Consider the following 14,335-nt stretch of genomic DNA (forward strand, 5'->3'; position numbering starts at 1 on the left):
GCCATGACGTTGTTCCTGCAGACGCTTCCGTTTCTGCTCGATGGCCTGCGCATCACGCTCCTGGTCTCGGCCGGCGTGATCGCGCTCTCGCTGTTGATCGGTGTCCCGCTCGGTTGCGTGCTCGCTTTCGGCCCGCTCTGGGCGCGGTTTCCGATCCGGATCTATGCCGATTTCGTGCGGGGCGTACCGATCCTGGTGTTGCTCTATTTCGTCTATTACGGGCTGCCGGCCATCAAGGTGAACCTGCCGAGCCTGACCGCCGCGATTGTGGCATTGACCGCCTTCAAGTCCGCCCAGRTCATTGAAATCACCCGCGGCGCCTTCCAGTCCATCCCCAGAGGGCAGACGGAAGCGGCGAAGTCCATCGGGCTCGGCCTCCTCGACCGCTTCGTCCATGTGCTTGCACCGCAGGCGATCCGACGCTTCCTGCCTCCCTTCRTCAACAGCGTCGTCGATACGGTGAAGGGCTCCTCGCTCGTCTCCCTGCTGGGGATCGTCGACCTGATGCTCGCGCTGCAGCAGGTGATTGGACGCACCCATGTAGCGTTGCCGCTCTATGTGATGGGGGCGCTGATGTATTTCGCCATCAACTATCCGCTTTCGACGCTGAGCCGGCGTCTCGAAAAGCGTTTCATCTGAGCGGAAGGACGATCATGATCGAGACGCCCGACGAGCCGGTGATCCGCATCAAGGGCCTGACCAAGTCCTTCGGCGCGCACCAGGTGCTGAAGGGCATCGATCTGGATGTCGGCAAGGGACAGGTGATCGCCGTCATCGGCCCATCCGGAAGTGGCAAGACGACCTTGCTGCGCTGCATCAACTTCCTCGAGGAATATGATGGCGGCTCGGTCCGGATCGATGGAGTGGAAGTCGGCTATCGGGATGACGGCGCCGGCCGCCGTCGGCGCAGTGACCGGGAACTCGCCAGCATCCGGGTCGATGCGGCAATGGTCTTCCAGCAGTTCAACCTGTTTCCGCATCTGACGGCGGCCCAGAACGTCATGCTCGGGCTGATGAAGTCGCGCGGCAAGAGCAAGGGCGAGGCAAGGCAGATTGCCGAGAAATGGCTCGTGCGCGTCGGCCTCTCCGAGAAGCTCGACGCGCTGCCCTCGCAATTGTCCGGTGGGCAGCAGCAGCGGGTCGGTATCGCGCGAGCGGTTGCGATCGAGCCGAAGGTCCTGCTGCTCGACGAGATAACCTCCGCGCTCGATCCCGAGCTTGTCGGCGAGGTGCTGGAGGTCGTCCAGGAACTGGCCGCGGAGGGCCGGACGATGATCCTCGTCACCCATGAAATGGCCTTCGCCAGGGAAGTCGCCGACCGCGTGGTGTTCACCGACCAGGGACTGATCGCGATCGACGCGCCGCCGAAGGCCGTCTTCGATGAACAGTCGAACGAACGATTGCGGGCTTTCCTCTCGCGCTTCGCCGCCTTTCGGCATGCTCATTGAGCGGCTGCTGGCGCCCTGACACCCATTCCGACCGAGTTCAGCGATGCCGCCTCCATCCGATCTTGCTCCTCCCTCCGATCTTGCGATGTCGCCCTATGAGAAGCTGGCACAACTTGGTCTTGAATTGCCGCAAGTGCCGACACCGATCGGCAATTTCACGACCCATGTCCGGGAAGGTACGCTGCTCTACCTGTCGGGTCAGGGGCCGACGCATGAGGACGGTCGCATCCACACGGGCAAGGTCGGCGCCGACGTCTCGGTCGAGGAGGCGTATGCTCATGCACGCCTGACGGGGCTGAACCTCATCGCGGTGCTGCACACGGCACTGGGGGACCTTCGAAAGGTCAGGCGCATCGTCAAGGTGCTCGGCATGGTCAACGCCACGCCGGACTTCACCGACCATCCCGCCGTCATCAATGGCTGCTCGGACCTCTTCGTCGCGGTCTTTGGCGATGCTGGCCGGCACGCGCGTTCAGCCGTCGGGTTCGGCTCGCTGCCGCGCCGCATCACCGTGGAGATCGAAGCGGTCGTCGCGGTCTCATGATGCTACTGCMTGAATTGCCAGCCAAGGCTTGCTTCGATGCGCTGTGCCGCGCTCCGGACTGCATCGGCGAAGCGGGAGGGCTCCTCCTGGACCTTGAATTCCGGCAGCACGATCGAGATGGTGATCACGCAATCTCCGGAATTGTTGCGCACCGGTGCCGCGACGCAGGCCACGGCATAGTCGGATTCGCCAGCCTGCACGGCGATGCCGGCGGACAGTGCTTCGTCGGATTGCTCGGCGAGCGCGACCGGGTCGACCGTTGCCCGCCCCGTTGGCGAGGCCTTGGCGCAGCGCCGGAACAGCGCCACCCGGTCCTGAAAATCGAGATGGGCGACCAGAAGCCGGCCCGAGGCGGTCCAGTTCAGGGGCACCCGGGTTCCGATCCGCGATGTGACCTTGAAGTGGCCGGGCCYCTCGGCCATCGCCTCCACCACCATCATGTCGCCGTCACGGCCGCAGATCTGGACTGTCTCACCGACCTCGCGAGAGAGCACATGCATCTCGTGGGTGGCGACCGTGATGATCTCAAGATCGCGCGCGTAGGCGAGGCCGTAGTGATAGAGTTTGGGGCCGAGCCAGACCACGCTGCCATTGCGCGAAAGCAGGTCCCTGGCGACCAGTTCCTCGACGATCGAATAGACCGTGGACAGCGGCGCTCCGACCGCGCGGGCGATATCGTATCCGGTCGCCGGCCGCGCCGTCTCCTGGAGATAGTCAAGGATCTGGACCGATCGCTCGATTCCGCTGACCCGCGTGCGCCGCGGCCCAGTGGCGGAGGGCGCGGACGCCACGCCCATCTCACTGTCCTTCATCTGCCAGCTCTCCGTCACGCGATTCCGCGGACCCCTTACCGTAACCATGCTTCCGGAGGAACGCCATGAACAAGCCCGATACCCGAAAGGCGCTCGGTCTCCGTGCGATCATCAATGTGTCGGGAACGATGACGGGGCTCGGCGCCTCGATCATCGTGCCGCAGGCCATCGAGGCGATGGCTGGGGTCATGCCGCAATTCGTCGAAGTCGACGAACTTCAGAAGGTCGCCAGCGGCGTCATCGCCAGATTGTGCGGAGCCGAGGCTGGATTCGTCACGGCTTCCTGCTCGGCCGGCATCACGCTTGCCGTGGCCGGGGCGATGACGGGCAGTGACCTCTATGCCGTCGAACGACTGCCGGACACGACGGGCCTGAAGGACGAAGTCCTGATCATGACCGGGCATATGGTGAGCTACGGCGCTCCCGTCGAACAAGGCATTGCGCTCGCTGGCGCCAGGGTAGTGCCGGTCGGGCAGGCCACGAGCGTACGGCCCTATCAACTGGCCGGAGCGATCTCGGAACGGACTGCCGCTGCGGTCTATGTCGTGTCCCATCATACGGTCAGCTATGGGCAGCTCCCGCTCGAGGAGTTCGCCGCCATTTGCCGGGCAAGGGGGGTATCGGTCATCGTCGATGCCGCTTCGGAATACGACCTCCAGCGCTTCCTGGCCGCAGGCGCGGACATTGCGCTGTATTCGGCTCACAAGTTTCTCGGTGGCCCGACAGCCGGAATCGTCGCCGGTCGCAAGGACCTCGTGCGCGCGGCATTTCTTCAGAACGGCGGCATCGGCCGCGGCATGAAGGTCGGCAAGGAGAGTATCGTCGGCACCATCGCTGCCCTGGAAGCATGGGAGACGCGCGACCATGCCGGCATCCGGGAGCGCGAACAGGCCGCCCTTACGCTGTGGCGTGAACGCCTGGCCGAGAGGCCGGGGATCCGTGTCGAGATCGAGCCTGATCCGACCGACAACCCGCTCGACCGGCTCAAGCTCTCGGTCGAACCGCAGGCCGCCCATATCACGGCCTGGGACCTCGCCGACGCGCTCGCGCGCGGCGAGCCCCCCATCATCGTGCGCGATCACGAGGTCGAGCACGGCTTCTTCTATCTCGACCCCTGCAATCTCCACCCAGGACAGGAAGACACCGTTGCCAATCGCCTGGCCGAAGAACTCAGCGCTGCCCTGCGCAGCAATGACATCATCGCCACGCCGCTGGAGGAACGCCGAAGCCGTCGGGCAGCCTATCTCAGGCGTTGGCCGGATTGATGCCTATCCCGCGGATCGCAGGCTCCGGTGACTGTCGGTGCGTCACGCTTTTAGGTGCAGGCTCACCAGCACGGTGATTTCCGCTCCGGCCGGCAGCGAGACCGCAACACGCAGGAAGTTGCCGAAATGCGCGAGCCGCTGGAAGGTCACGGCGTTCTCGCGCGCGGGCAGATCGAAGAGCGAACCTTCCGGGGCCCAATGCAGCCCGTCGGCCGAAATCTCGATGCGGGCCTGCGGCAGCGCACCCTCCGGTGGCTTGAGGGCCCGCACGAAGATGATGGCTTCCTTGGCCCAGCCAGCCTCGTAGGGCTCGGTTGCGGCCTCGCCCGTCCAGGTTTCGTTGCGGGCGACGATGGCGGTGAGGTTCTCGGGCAGCATCAGAAATCTCCCGACAGGCAAACGGAATCGAGATAGGCGAAGGCGCGCTTGTCGGTGTCGGTCTCGGCGAAGAAGCCGAGATTGAGCATGCACCAGAGGTTCTTCATCGCCGGGATGCGGATCGACTCATAGCTGCTCATGTCGAAGCTGCGGTCGTTCACCTGGAAGCCGGTGGCGCGCATCGTCGCCAGATCGAAGTCGAAGCGCAGATAGTGCCAGTTCACCTTGGTCGGAATCTCGTTGTAGCAGAGCCGCTGCTCGCCGCCCGGCAGGTCCTCCCAGTCGTCCGGCGAGAGATGGTAATGCGAGATCGTCTTGCCGGCGGAGCCGATCGGCTTGATCGGCGTGGTGCGGCGTTTGAACTGCCATTTCTGGACATGCGCGCCGTCGAGCGCATTGAGAAAGCGCAGATGCGGCATCACGCGCTCGCCGCCGGCGCCATGCTGGTCGCCGACCTGGAGATCGTAAAGGAAGCCGAACGAGCGGATGTCGGTTTCGGAGAGCTGCAGTTCCGTCGCTTCCGGCTTGAAGCTGAAATAGGCCTCGAGACGGATCGGCCCGGGTTTGCGGAAGGTCAGGCGCTTGATTGCGACGTTCTGCGCGCCCTTCTTCGGCCGTGTCGCGATCTTCAGCGCATAGGAGCCGTCGACGCCGCCATGCGAACCGAAATCCCAGTTTGGCAGCGTCGAGAGCATGGCGTGCGAATGCTGGGCATAGCCCGGCAGCATGGCGTCCAGCGTGTCCTCGTAATTGCCGACGAGCTGGGTCCAGCCGCACATGCCGCGGTCGAAATCGTCGAGGCAGATGATGCGAGGCAAGGGATCGAAGCGGCTGAGTTGCGGATCCGCCTCGCGGATCGCACGGCGCATGTCATCGAGTTGGGAGCTGGTCGCGGTCATTGGGCTTACCCCTTCACCGCGCCGGCGGTCAGGCCGGCGACGAGGTGCTTCTGCATGAGGATGACGAAGGCGAGCACTGGCAGCAGCTGGACGGCCGAGGCGGCGAAGAGCACGCCCCATTCCACGCCCTCGACCGCGCCGATCATCTCGGCGACGACCAGCGGCGCGGTCTTGGCCTTGGTCGTGGTGAAGATGAAGGCGAAGAGGAACTCGTTCCAGGCGTAGACGATGACGAAGACCGAGACCGCCAGCATGCCTTGCGCGGCCAACGGGAAGATGACGCGCCGGATGATCTGGAACTGCGAGGCCCCGTCGATCATCGCCGCCTCGTCGAGTTCACGCGGGATCTGGTCGATGAACGTGCGCATCACGATGGTGCCGAGCGAGACGAAGAAGGTGGCGTAGAGCACGATCAGGATGAGATGCGTGTCGTTGAGCCCGAGCCAGTTGACCACCGGAAAGAGCGGCAGCGTGATCACGATCGGCGGGATCAGGCGGATGAAGATCAGGAAGAAGGCGCTGGCCTGCAGGCCCCGGCTGGCGTGACGGGAATAGGCGAAGCCGGCGAGCAGTGAAACCGTGACGGCAAGCACGGTCGCTCCGGACGTAACCAGGAAACTGTTCCAGAGCCCGTGGAAGAAGTCGCCCCAGCGGCTCCAGAGCAGCTCGTAATTGGCGAGCGTCGGCGTGAAGCTGAACCGCGAGGTTAACGAGAAGATGTCCCGGTCCGACTTGAAGGACGACATCACGATCAGCGCGATCGGCAGGATCGACCAGGCGGCGATCGCGAGGACGCCAAAGCCCTTCAGGACCGCAAGGGGGAATGAGCGCTTAGGCATGTTTTCTGAACATCTCCCGGTAGAGAGAGCGCAGGTAGAACAGCGCAAGCAGGAGCGAGGCGAGCACCAGCAACCAGCCGGTCGCGGCCGCAGCACCGAAGGAGTTGTACCGGAACGCCTCGAGATAGAGATAGACGGCCATCACCTCGGTGGTGCGTGCGGGACCTCCGCCGGTCATCAGCCAGACCTCGGAGAACAGCCGGAAGGCGAAGATGTAGCGGAACAGGGCGGCGATCAGCAGCGCCGGCATCAGGAGCGGCAAGGTGATGCGGCGGAATGCGGTCCAACCCGTTGCACCATCGATGGCGCCGGCCTCGTAGAGCTCGTCCGGGACGGAGAGTCTTGCGGCGTAGATGATGATGAAGCTGAATGGCAGGTGCAGCCAGATCGAGAGCAACGAGACCATGAAAAGGCCATGCGACGGCTTCACCGCCCATTCGATCGGTGGCAAGCCGAACCAGGCGAGCGCCTGGCTCATCATCCCGACATCGGGCTCGAACAGATAGCGCCACATCACCACCGCCGAGACCTCGCTGACCGCGTAGGGCGCAAGCACGATGGCGAGCAGGAGCGCCCGGAAGGGCACCCCCGAGGCGAAGAACAGCGCCATGAGCAGGCCGAGCAGCAGCTCGACATGCACGACGACGGCGACGACGATGACCGTGTTGATCAACGCCCGCCAGAAATACGGGTCGCCGAGCACCTTGGCGTAGTTGGCGAGGCCGACGAAGCTGGCTGCCTGACCGAAGGAGGATTGGTTCAGGCTGAGCCAGAACACATAGATCGCCGGCAGGAAGATGATACCGCCAACCATCAGCTGGACCGGGCTGACGAGGGCGAGGGCAGAGAGGGGCGTGCGACTGGCCATGATGCTCAGGCGATACGGTGGCGCGCGAGCATCTCGCGGTCGATTTCGATGCCGAGGCCGGGACCTTGCGGCACGTCGAGCATACCGTCGACGAGCTGATGCCCTTCGCCAACGACCGGTGTGGTGAAGCTGTCGCGCAGCGGATTGGCGTAGACCATGCACTCGAAGGTCCGCAGGCTTTCGGCCGCGGCGGCAAGCTGCAGGCTGGCGGCAACGCAGATTGCGCCGGACCAGCCGACATGGGGGGCATAGGCCGTGTTGAAACTCGCGGCGAGTTCAGCGATGCGCCAGGTCTCGGTGATGCCGCCCGAGCGTGTGACGTCCGGCTGGATCAGGCCGAGCGAGCGGTCCTGCAGCATCATGAGGGCCTCGCTGGCGACATAGTCGCTCTCGCCCGCCGCGAGCCGGATCGGCAGGTGTTGGGCGAGGCGCGCATAGCCTGCGCGGTCATGCGGCGCGATCGGCTCCTCGAAGAAGCCGTAGCCGAGATCGGCCAGCGCCCGCCCGACGATCATGGCGTCGTCGACGTCATAGGCCCAGTTGGCGTCGACATAGAGGGCGATATCGTCCCCGGCGAGCTTGCGGATGAATTTGGCGCGCGCGATCGCGTCCTTCAGGGGATGGCCGAGCTTGACCTTGATCTCGCGGAACCCGGCCGTCACCGCCGCTGCGACCTCTGCTTCCACCGTCGCATCGTCGAGCCAGTTGATTGATGAGGCATAGGCCGGCACGCGGAGCCGCCCCATGCCGCCGAGCAGCTTGTGGATCGGTTCGCCGGCGGCTTTGCCGGCAATATCCCAGAGAGCGATGTCGATCGCGGATATGGCTTCGACCAGTTGCCCACCGGGCCGCCCGGAGAGGGCATGGCGCATCGACTTCCACAGGGCCCGCCGGTCTGCGGGATCCTTGCCGATCAGCCGCGGGCTCAGCGCATCGTCGATCAGGCGCGCATAGCCGGCGGCTCCGCGGCGCGCGAGCGCCTCGCCGTAGCCGGTGATGCCGTCGCTGGTCGTGACCTCGACGACAACGAGCTCGATCGCGGGATAGTCACCTTGCGAGGTGCGTTGCGTCTTCTCGAGTGTCGCCCGCAGGGGATGGGACTCGATCCTGGCGATGCTGCGGCCGGTCATCTGGTATCGGTCCCTGGTTTGCGGGAAGGCTGATCAACCTAACTGATAGGTTGATCAGTTGCAAACCTGCTCTGTATCTGTCAATCATGAAAGTGGAGGATGCGAATGACCGAAGCCGCGACACTGCCCGAGATCGACAGCGACCCGTTCGCCGCCTCCGATGTCGTGCCGACGCGGCTGGGCGATGCGTTGATCGCGCGCATCACCCAGGCAATCCATGATGGCAGGCTGAAGCCCGGCGACGCGCTTCCATCCGAGGCGCGCCTTGCCGCATCCTTCGGAGTCAGCAAACCGATCGCGCGCGAGGCGATCCGCCAGCTCGCAGCCATGGGCGTCGTCAACATCCAGCAGGGCAAGGTCACGCGCGTCCAGGCGCTCGATGCCGCTCCGCTCGATCGCTTCTTTCGCTTCGCCGTGAGAGGCAGCAAGACCGGGCTCACCGAGGCTGTCGAACTGCGCCGCATCCTAGAGCCGCCGATCGCGCGTTATAGCGCCGAGCGTCGCTCGCCCGCCGATATCGAGCGCCTGACTGGCATCCTCGTGCGCATGGAGGCGTCGCTCGGCGACGTGCCGCGCTGGATCGAGGCAGATCTCGATTTTCACGAGGCGATTGCCGCCTCCGCCGGCAACCGGCTGCTTGATCTCCAGATCCAGGGCCTTCGTCCGGTGATCCGTGAAGTGATGGAGATCTTCAATTCGCGCAGCGCCCGCACGCAGGCCGATTGGCGCAAGACCTATGAGCGCCATGTCCGCGTTGTCGAAGCGATCCGCGCCGGCGACGCCGAGGCGGCGGAAATGGCCATGAACAAGCATTTCGAAGCGGCTGAAGCCGCCATCGCGGAACTCGCGACACTCGGGGAGGATAATCATGACGGCAGGAACAGGGTTGGACCGTAGGCAGCTCCTGGGCGGCTTCATCGGCCTGAGCTTTGCCGGCGCCGCTCCGGCCTTCGCGCAGCAGGGCGGCCCTTTCAACGTCTTTGCGCACCGGGTGATGCAGACCGTCGCGACCGGTGCACAAGGCGGCGACATCACGAAGGATTGGGCGCAGAAGAATGGTGCCACGATCCAGTGGACGACCTTTGATACCGGACCGTTGCAGGAGCGGCTGTTTCGCGAGGCAAGCCTCTCCGAAAGCACCGTCGATGTCGGCTTCGTGCTGAACACGCAGGTGATCCCACGCGCCGCCAACCTGTTCGAGCCGCTCGACGGTTACCTGAGCCGCGATCCCCTGGAGGACCCGGCTGACATCTTCCCCGGGCTGATGGAAGGCATGAAGGTCGGCGGCAAGCAGCTCGCGGTTCCGTTCCGCCATGCCTCGTCGGGGCTGCATTACAACGAGGAATTGCTGGCCGAGAGGGGCTTTTCGAAGCCGCCGGCCTCGATCGAGGAACTGGTCGAGATCGCCAGGGCCTGCACCTATCGCCGCAGCGACGGCACCGCGGTGGTGGGCCTGTGCATGCCCGGCGTCACCTACCCGAACGTGATCGATATCGCTCGCGCCTGGGACGGCGACTTCATCACGTCTGACTTCAAATGCGTCGCCGACCAGCCGCCGATGCTGAACGCCATCAAGCTCCTGCGCGCCCTGTTCGAGGCCGGTGCCTTCCCGCGCAATTTCGCGACGCTCTCGCCCGAGGACGTCAATGTCTGGATGCAGACCGGGCGTGCCGCGATGAGCCTGCAGAGCATGGGCCGCAATCGCATCTACAACGACCCGCAGAAGTCGAAATTTCCCGGCAAGATCAGAACGGTCGCCGTCCCCGCCTCGAAGACGCTGGCCGGAAAATATGACGCTGCGCCAGCCAAGGTCGAGTTCTGGGGCATGGTCATCCCGAAGAACGCGAAGCGCAAGGATCTCGCCTGGAACTTCATCAAGGCGATGACCGCGAAGGATGCGACCCTGAAGGCTGCCCTCAACGGCAATGGCCCGGTGCGCGCCTCGACCTATGCCGATGCCGGCTTCGCCAACACCGTTCCCTATGCGGCGGAAGAGCTGAAGGTGCTCAAGGTCGCCCGTGTGCCGCTGCCAGCCTTCGACGAGGCGGCCCGTGCCGGCGACCTGTTCAAGGAAGAGGCCGAAGCCGCCGTGCTCGGCATGAAGACCCCGGAGGAGGCCATGTCCTCGCTCGTCAAGCGCGTGCAGCCCCTGCTGCCGGCCTGAACCATCTCTGACAATCGCGCGGCACAGCGCGGAGCACCATCGGGAGGAACACTATGGACAATCGCACTCTTTCGCGCCGCCGCTTCGGACTGCTCGCCAGCGGAGCGGCAGCGTCGCTGGCCTTGCCGACAGGCGCCATGGCTCAGGCCCGGACGGTGACCGCACTCGGGCACCGTGTCCATCAGACCTCGGCCACGACGGGCCCGGGCGGCGATGCGACCGAAGCCTGGCGCAAGCAGGCAGGCGCGGCGGTCAACTGGGTCACCTTCGGCGACGTCAACGCCATCCATGAGCGCCTCTTGCGCGAGGTGACGCTKACCGAGACCTCGATCGATCTCGCCTACCTGCTCAATGGCCGCGCCGTGCCGCGCAATCTCAAGCTGTTCGAGCCGCTGGATGCCTTGCTGAAGGATGCGCCAGTCGAGGATTTCGCCGATTTCGCGCCGGGACTGGTCGAGCCGTTGAAAGTCGACGGCGCCCTGCACGGTATACCGGTTCGCCACGCCACCAATGCGCTGATCTATAACGAGGCGCTGCTGGAAGAACGCGGCATCACCAAACTGCCGGCCACCTTCGAGGAACTGATCGAGGTGGCGCGCAAGCTGACCTTCAAGCGCGAGGACGGCACGCAGGTCAACGGCCTTGCCTTCACAGCGGTCTTCGCCTCCAATTTCCTGACCCTCGCCCGCTGTCTTGGTGGCGACTACATGACCAGCGACGGCAAGCTCGTGGCGGCAGAGGCGCCAATGGTGAAGGCCCTGACGGTGCTTGCCGATCTCTACAAGGCGGGCGTGCTGCCGCGCAATTTCGCGACCGTCAACAACGAGGAGATCACCACCTGGATGCAGCAGGGCAGGGCGGCGATGACGATCAACCCCTTCGCCCGGCTGGTGACCTATAACGATCCGGCCAAGGGCAAGTATGGCGGGCGCTTCAAGTCGCTACTGCCGCCGATGGCCTCCGACCTTGTCGGCAAGGTCGCGTTTGCGCCGACAGTCGAGTTCTGGTCGCTGGTGATCCCGAAGAACAGCAGGCAGAAGCCGCTGTCCTGGGATCTCATCCGGGCTCTCTCGTCGAAGGCCGGCACCAAGGCGATGGCCCTGAATGGCAACGGTCCTGTCCGGATCTCGACCTATGCCGATCCGGCGCTGATTGCCGCGATGCCCTATGCGGCCGACGAGGCGGCAGCGCTCAAAGCCTCCCGCATTCATCTGCCGGCCTTCGACGAGCAGGCGCGCGCCCATGACATCTTCATCGAGGAGACGCAGGCCGCAGTGCTCGGCATCAAGCCACCGCAACAGGCAATGGACGACGCGGTGAAGCGCGTTCGCCCGCTGCTCGGCTAGGCGGATGGCAGGGCTTCATGGGCGCGTCGCTCTGGTCACCGGCGCGGCGCGGGGGATTGGCCTGGCCGTGGCGTCGGAACTGGCCCGGGCCGGTGCGCATGCCGTGCTGCATGATCGCGATGCGGCCGCAAACGCGGAGGCGCTCTCGCGGCTGCATGCGGCCGGGCTGAAGGCGAGCGGCCTGATCGCGGATCTTGCAGACCCGGCGATGCCCGGCCGAATGCGTGATGACCTGAACGCTCGGGGCCTCGTTCCCGACATCCTGGTGCTGTGTGCTTCGGCCGAGATCAGGGAGCGGTGGGACATCGTCAGTGATCGTGCCCTGGTGGTGCAGAGCGAAGTCAATCTCCACGCCACGGTCCGCCTGATCCAGGCCTTCCTGCCCGGCATGATCGCGGGAGGCTTTGGCCGGGTGATCGCGATCGGCAGCGTTCAGGAGGCCAGGCCCAATGCCGATTGCCTCTACTATGCCGCCACCAAGGCGGCCCAGACGAGCATGATCCTGAATCTCGCGCGCACCGTCCGGGCGCCGGATGTCACCTTCAACGTGATCAAGCCGGGCGCGATCCTGACCGATCGCAACCGCGCCGTGCTGGCCGACCCGGTCTATGAGGCGGCGGTCCTGGAGCGCGTCCCGCTTGGGCGGATTGGCGCACCACGCGACTGCGCCGGAGTGGCGCTGCTGCTGTGCCGCGGCGAGGGGGCCTATATCAACGGCGCCGAGATCGCGGTCGATGGCGGATTGCGACTGTAGCCTGCGCGGCCCGCGGCTCTCGCGTAGCATGCGGGGCTCATGATGCTGTGATCCGGGGGCTTCCCGTCACCGCAGCACAACGACCTTGGTACCAGTCCTGACGCGATCGTAGAGGTCGACAACGTCGCGATTGGTCATCCGGATGCAACCCGACGACACGGCTGCCCCGATCGTGTTGGGCTCATTGGAGCCATGGATGCGATACAGGCTTGATCCGAGATAGAGCGCGCGTGCGCCCAGGGGATTGTCGATGCCGCCCGGCATGTAGCGCGGCAGATCGGGCCGGCGTTTCAGCATCTGCGCGGGAGGCCGCCAATCCGGCCACTCGCGCTTTCTCGTGACGATCTTGGTCCCCGACCAGCTAAAGCCCTGCCGCCCGACGCCGACGCCATAGCGGATCGCCTGCCCATTCCCGAGCACGTAGAAAAGCCGCCGCTGGCTCGTTGAAATGACGATCGTGCCGGGCGCGTATTGCCCGCGCCAAGGCACGATCTGGCGCGGGATCGCCTGTTCGCTGAAGATGTTGAGGAAGTCGGCAAGCCCGCGGCTGACCGCATTGTCGTAGGCGTAGGCGGGCGCCGAGAGCGCCAGCGCCGCAACGAAGAGAATGATAGCGCGCAGCATGACCCGCCCTGCAACGCCCCCAGCTGGCGATTCAAGGGAGAAATGGAGGGGGCGTCAAGACAGAATGCGCCGGCGCAGACTGGGACGGAGCCGGAGTTCAGCGCCGCACATATCTTGGAGGCGTCAAGCTGCGCGCGAACCAGTCGATGAAGCCGATGATGTCGAAGACCGGTCGTCCGGTCGCCTCCGCAATTGCTGCTGCATGAGGCGGCAGATTGGTACATTCGCAGAGGATGGCCCCGACATTGGGATGCCTGGCTACGAGCGCCAGCGCCGCGTCGACGACCTCCCGCTCGAGCGTAGCGAAATCCGAAATCCCGCCCTGGCCGCCATAGACGCGGCGAAACAGGCTCTCCGGCGCCAGACCCTCGATCGGGGTGTCCGCCCTGACGCCGACCGCATCGAGGTGCCTTCGTGTCAGCGCTTCCGCTGCGAAGGTGAGAATGCCGACCTGTTGGCCGGCGGGAAGCATCGCCTCGATCACCGGTGCCTGGAGCAGGCTGCTGGTCGCCACCGGCACTGGCAGCGCCGCGGTCATCTCCTTCTGCAGGAGCGCCAGGAAGCCGCAGCTCGTCGTGATGCCGCGCACGCCGGTCGCGACGAGATCGAGCGCTGCAGCGATGAAGGGCTCGAGCAGTCCCGCGGCTTGCCCATGGACCACCGCAGCGGGATTCGCGCCGCGCACAACCCGGAACTGGACCGGGAACGACCATGTCGTTCCGTTCCCGATATCCCCGGGCAGACGCCGGAATTGCGTGTCGAGCATGAGCACACCGATCCCGAGATCGGCGACCACGCCGTTTGTCCGCGCGGGAGTGGGATTGCTGTTCACGATGCCGTTTCCATGCTCGAGTGCTCGGCCGAGGCGGTCGTGATCCCGTCGAAGAACCACGACAGGAAGCGATTGGCGCGCAATGCGTCAATCGGGATATCCTCCTGAGCGATCAGTCCGCAGCCGCTTAGCCGTCCCTCCCGAATGAGGTCCAGGACGGCGGCGACATGGGATGCCGCAGTCCGCCGCATCGCGCTCAACGAAACGGTGCCGACAGTCGCGGGAACGACGTGACGCGCGAACCGGTGTTCGATCCGCCGCCCGTTCCGCAGGCCGACGGCCGTGATGAAGACCAGGAGCCGGTCGTCGTCGATCTCGGGGAGCGCGTTCAGAAAGAGGTTCCGCAGCTGATCCACCCGGTGCCGCAGTTTCAGATCGTCCAGCAGGAACTTCATGTAGTCGAGATGGCCGGGATAGCGGATCGTCCGGGAG

Annotated in this window: 16 protein-coding genes and 1 pseudogene; 8 read left to right on the forward strand and 9 right to left on the reverse strand. The window is 65.1% G+C overall.

Features of this window, described 5'->3' with window-relative positions:
• Positions 1-3: 3 nt before the first annotated feature.
• From AC1DJT_RS13505 to AC1DJT_RS13515, 3 genes are read left to right on the forward strand one after another with little or no spacing between them, the layout of a single operon-like run.
• Positions 4-639, forward strand: a complete 636-nt coding sequence (locus tag AC1DJT_RS13505; RefSeq protein WP_476834228.1) for an amino acid ABC transporter permease — start codon at positions 4-6, stop codon at positions 637-639.
• A 14-nt stretch (positions 640-653) separates the two neighbouring features.
• Positions 654-1,448, forward strand: coding sequence for an amino acid ABC transporter ATP-binding protein (locus AC1DJT_RS13510; RefSeq protein ID WP_441492139.1), 795 nt, complete (start codon positions 654-656; stop codon positions 1,446-1,448).
• Positions 1,449-1,491: 43 nt separating this feature from the next.
• The gene (locus tag AC1DJT_RS13515) at positions 1,492-1,992 is read left to right on the forward strand and encodes a RidA family protein (protein WP_441504204.1); all 501 of its coding nucleotides are present in this window, start codon (positions 1,492-1,494) and stop codon (positions 1,990-1,992) included.
• A 2-nt stretch (positions 1,993-1,994) separates the two neighbouring features.
• On the opposite strand, the gene AC1DJT_RS13520 is transcribed toward AC1DJT_RS13515, so the two are convergent.
• Positions 1,995-2,804 (reverse strand): IclR family transcriptional regulator, encoded by an 810-nt coding sequence (locus tag AC1DJT_RS13520; RefSeq protein WP_476834229.1) that lies wholly within the window; start codon positions 2,802-2,804, stop codon positions 1,995-1,997.
• 65 nt (positions 2,805-2,869) lie between these two features.
• Between AC1DJT_RS13520 and AC1DJT_RS13525 the strand changes: the two genes are divergently transcribed.
• Positions 2,870-4,069, forward strand: coding sequence for an aminotransferase class V-fold PLP-dependent enzyme (locus AC1DJT_RS13525; protein ID WP_476768815.1), 1,200 nt, complete (start codon positions 2,870-2,872; stop codon positions 4,067-4,069).
• A 42-nt stretch (positions 4,070-4,111) separates the two neighbouring features.
• Here the strand turns inward: AC1DJT_RS13525 and AC1DJT_RS13530 are convergent, their stop codons facing one another.
• Genes AC1DJT_RS13530 through AC1DJT_RS13550 form a run of 5 tightly spaced genes read right to left on the reverse strand, consistent with a single transcriptional unit; the run spans position 4,112 to position 8,183 of the window.
• On the reverse strand, positions 4,112-4,447 hold the full coding sequence (locus AC1DJT_RS13530) for a hypothetical protein (RefSeq protein ID WP_476768816.1): 336 nt from the start codon (positions 4,445-4,447) through the stop codon (positions 4,112-4,114).
• Entirely contained in the window at positions 4,447-5,316 is an 870-nt protein-coding gene (locus tag AC1DJT_RS13535) for a DUF6772 family protein (RefSeq protein ID WP_476768824.1), read from the reverse strand. The genes AC1DJT_RS13530 and AC1DJT_RS13535 overlap by 1 nt, the downstream gene beginning before the upstream one ends.
• Before the next feature lie 35 nt (positions 5,317-5,351).
• Positions 5,352-6,185, reverse strand: a complete 834-nt coding sequence (locus AC1DJT_RS13540; RefSeq protein WP_476768817.1) for a carbohydrate ABC transporter permease — start codon at positions 6,183-6,185, stop codon at positions 5,352-5,354.
• Entirely contained in the window at positions 6,178-7,053 is an 876-nt protein-coding gene (locus AC1DJT_RS13545; protein WP_441504208.1) for a carbohydrate ABC transporter permease, read from the reverse strand. The genes AC1DJT_RS13540 and AC1DJT_RS13545 overlap by 8 nt, the downstream gene beginning before the upstream one ends.
• 5 nt (positions 7,054-7,058) lie before the next feature.
• Positions 7,059-8,183, reverse strand: a complete 1,125-nt coding sequence (locus AC1DJT_RS13550; protein ID WP_441504209.1) for a mandelate racemase/muconate lactonizing enzyme family protein — start codon at positions 8,181-8,183, stop codon at positions 7,059-7,061.
• A 105-nt stretch (positions 8,184-8,288) separates the two neighbouring features.
• On the opposite strand from AC1DJT_RS13550, the gene AC1DJT_RS13555 reads away from it, so the two are divergent.
• The 4 genes from AC1DJT_RS13555 to AC1DJT_RS13570 are packed head-to-tail and all read left to right on the forward strand — an operon-like array spanning position 8,289 to position 12,447.
• Positions 8,289-9,080 carry a FadR/GntR family transcriptional regulator gene (locus tag AC1DJT_RS13555; protein WP_441504210.1) on the forward strand — a complete coding sequence of 264 codons (792 nt, stop codon included), beginning with the start codon at positions 8,289-8,291 and terminating at the stop codon, positions 9,078-9,080.
• The gene (locus AC1DJT_RS13560) at positions 9,052-10,347 is read left to right on the forward strand and encodes an ABC transporter substrate-binding protein (RefSeq protein ID WP_441504211.1); all 1,296 of its coding nucleotides are present in this window, start codon (positions 9,052-9,054) and stop codon (positions 10,345-10,347) included. Before AC1DJT_RS13555 ends, AC1DJT_RS13560 begins: the two co-directional genes overlap by 29 nt.
• 53 nt (positions 10,348-10,400) lie before the next feature.
• Entirely contained in the window at positions 10,401-11,693 is a 1,293-nt protein-coding gene (locus tag AC1DJT_RS13565) for an ABC transporter substrate-binding protein (protein ID WP_441504212.1), read from the forward strand.
• Positions 11,694-11,697: 4 nt separating this feature from the next.
• Positions 11,698-12,447: an SDR family NAD(P)-dependent oxidoreductase gene (locus AC1DJT_RS13570; RefSeq protein WP_441504213.1), complete on the forward strand. Its 750-nt coding sequence runs from the start codon at positions 11,698-11,700 to the stop codon at positions 12,445-12,447.
• 66 nt (positions 12,448-12,513) lie between these two features.
• Here AC1DJT_RS13570 and AC1DJT_RS13575 read toward each other — a convergent pair whose 3' ends face one another.
• From AC1DJT_RS13575 to AC1DJT_RS13585, 3 genes and pseudogenes are all read right to left on the reverse strand, one after another.
• Positions 12,514-13,071, reverse strand: coding sequence for a L,D-transpeptidase (locus AC1DJT_RS13575; RefSeq protein WP_441504214.1), 558 nt, complete (start codon positions 13,069-13,071; stop codon positions 12,514-12,516).
• A 97-nt stretch (positions 13,072-13,168) separates the two neighbouring features.
• Positions 13,169-13,903 carry an aspartate/glutamate racemase family protein gene (locus tag AC1DJT_RS13580; protein WP_476768820.1) on the reverse strand — a complete coding sequence of 245 codons (735 nt, stop codon included), beginning with the start codon at positions 13,901-13,903 and terminating at the stop codon, positions 13,169-13,171.
• Positions 13,900-14,335: pseudogene (locus tag AC1DJT_RS13585) on the reverse strand (saccharopine dehydrogenase family protein); the annotation flags it as partial. The pseudogene AC1DJT_RS13585 and the gene AC1DJT_RS13580, both read right to left, overlap by 4 nt.

It is taken from the genome of Allobosea sp. 05T422_2 (assembly GCF_056396265.1).

What these genes read in the sequence shown, in the direction of transcription:
- AC1DJT_RS13575 (WP_441504214.1), bottom strand. Translation starts at nt 13,071, where the DNA reads ATGCTGCGCGCTATCATTCTCTTCGTTGCGGCGCTGGCGCTCTCGGCG.
- AC1DJT_RS13550 (WP_441504209.1), bottom strand. Translation starts at nt 8,183, where the DNA reads ATGACCGGCCGCAGCATCGCCAGGATCGAGTCCCATCCCCTGCGGGCG.
- AC1DJT_RS13515 (WP_441504204.1), top strand. Translation starts at nt 1,492, where the DNA reads ATGCCGCCTCCATCCGATCTTGCTCCTCCCTCCGATCTTGCGATGTCG.
- AC1DJT_RS13510 (WP_441492139.1), top strand. Translation starts at nt 654, where the DNA reads ATGATCGAGACGCCCGACGAGCCGGTGATCCGCATCAAGGGCCTGACC.
- AC1DJT_RS13570 (WP_441504213.1), top strand. Translation starts at nt 11,698, where the DNA reads ATGGCAGGGCTTCATGGGCGCGTCGCTCTGGTCACCGGCGCGGCGCGG.
- AC1DJT_RS13525 (WP_476768815.1), top strand. Translation starts at nt 2,870, where the DNA reads ATGAACAAGCCCGATACCCGAAAGGCGCTCGGTCTCCGTGCGATCATC.
- AC1DJT_RS13555 (WP_441504210.1), top strand. Translation starts at nt 8,289, where the DNA reads ATGACCGAAGCCGCGACACTGCCCGAGATCGACAGCGACCCGTTCGCC.
- AC1DJT_RS13545 (WP_441504208.1), bottom strand. Translation starts at nt 7,053, where the DNA reads ATGGCCAGTCGCACGCCCCTCTCTGCCCTCGCCCTCGTCAGCCCGGTC.
- AC1DJT_RS13560 (WP_441504211.1), top strand. Translation starts at nt 9,052, where the DNA reads ATGACGGCAGGAACAGGGTTGGACCGTAGGCAGCTCCTGGGCGGCTTC.
- AC1DJT_RS13535 (WP_476768824.1), bottom strand. Translation starts at nt 5,316, where the DNA reads ATGCGCCGTGCGATCCGCGAGGCGGATCCGCAACTCAGCCGCTTCGAT.
- AC1DJT_RS13540 (WP_476768817.1), bottom strand. Translation starts at nt 6,185, where the DNA reads ATGCCTAAGCGCTCATTCCCCCTTGCGGTCCTGAAGGGCTTTGGCGTC.
- AC1DJT_RS13530 (WP_476768816.1), bottom strand. Translation starts at nt 4,447, where the DNA reads ATGCTGCCCGAGAACCTCACCGCCATCGTCGCCCGCAACGAAACCTGG.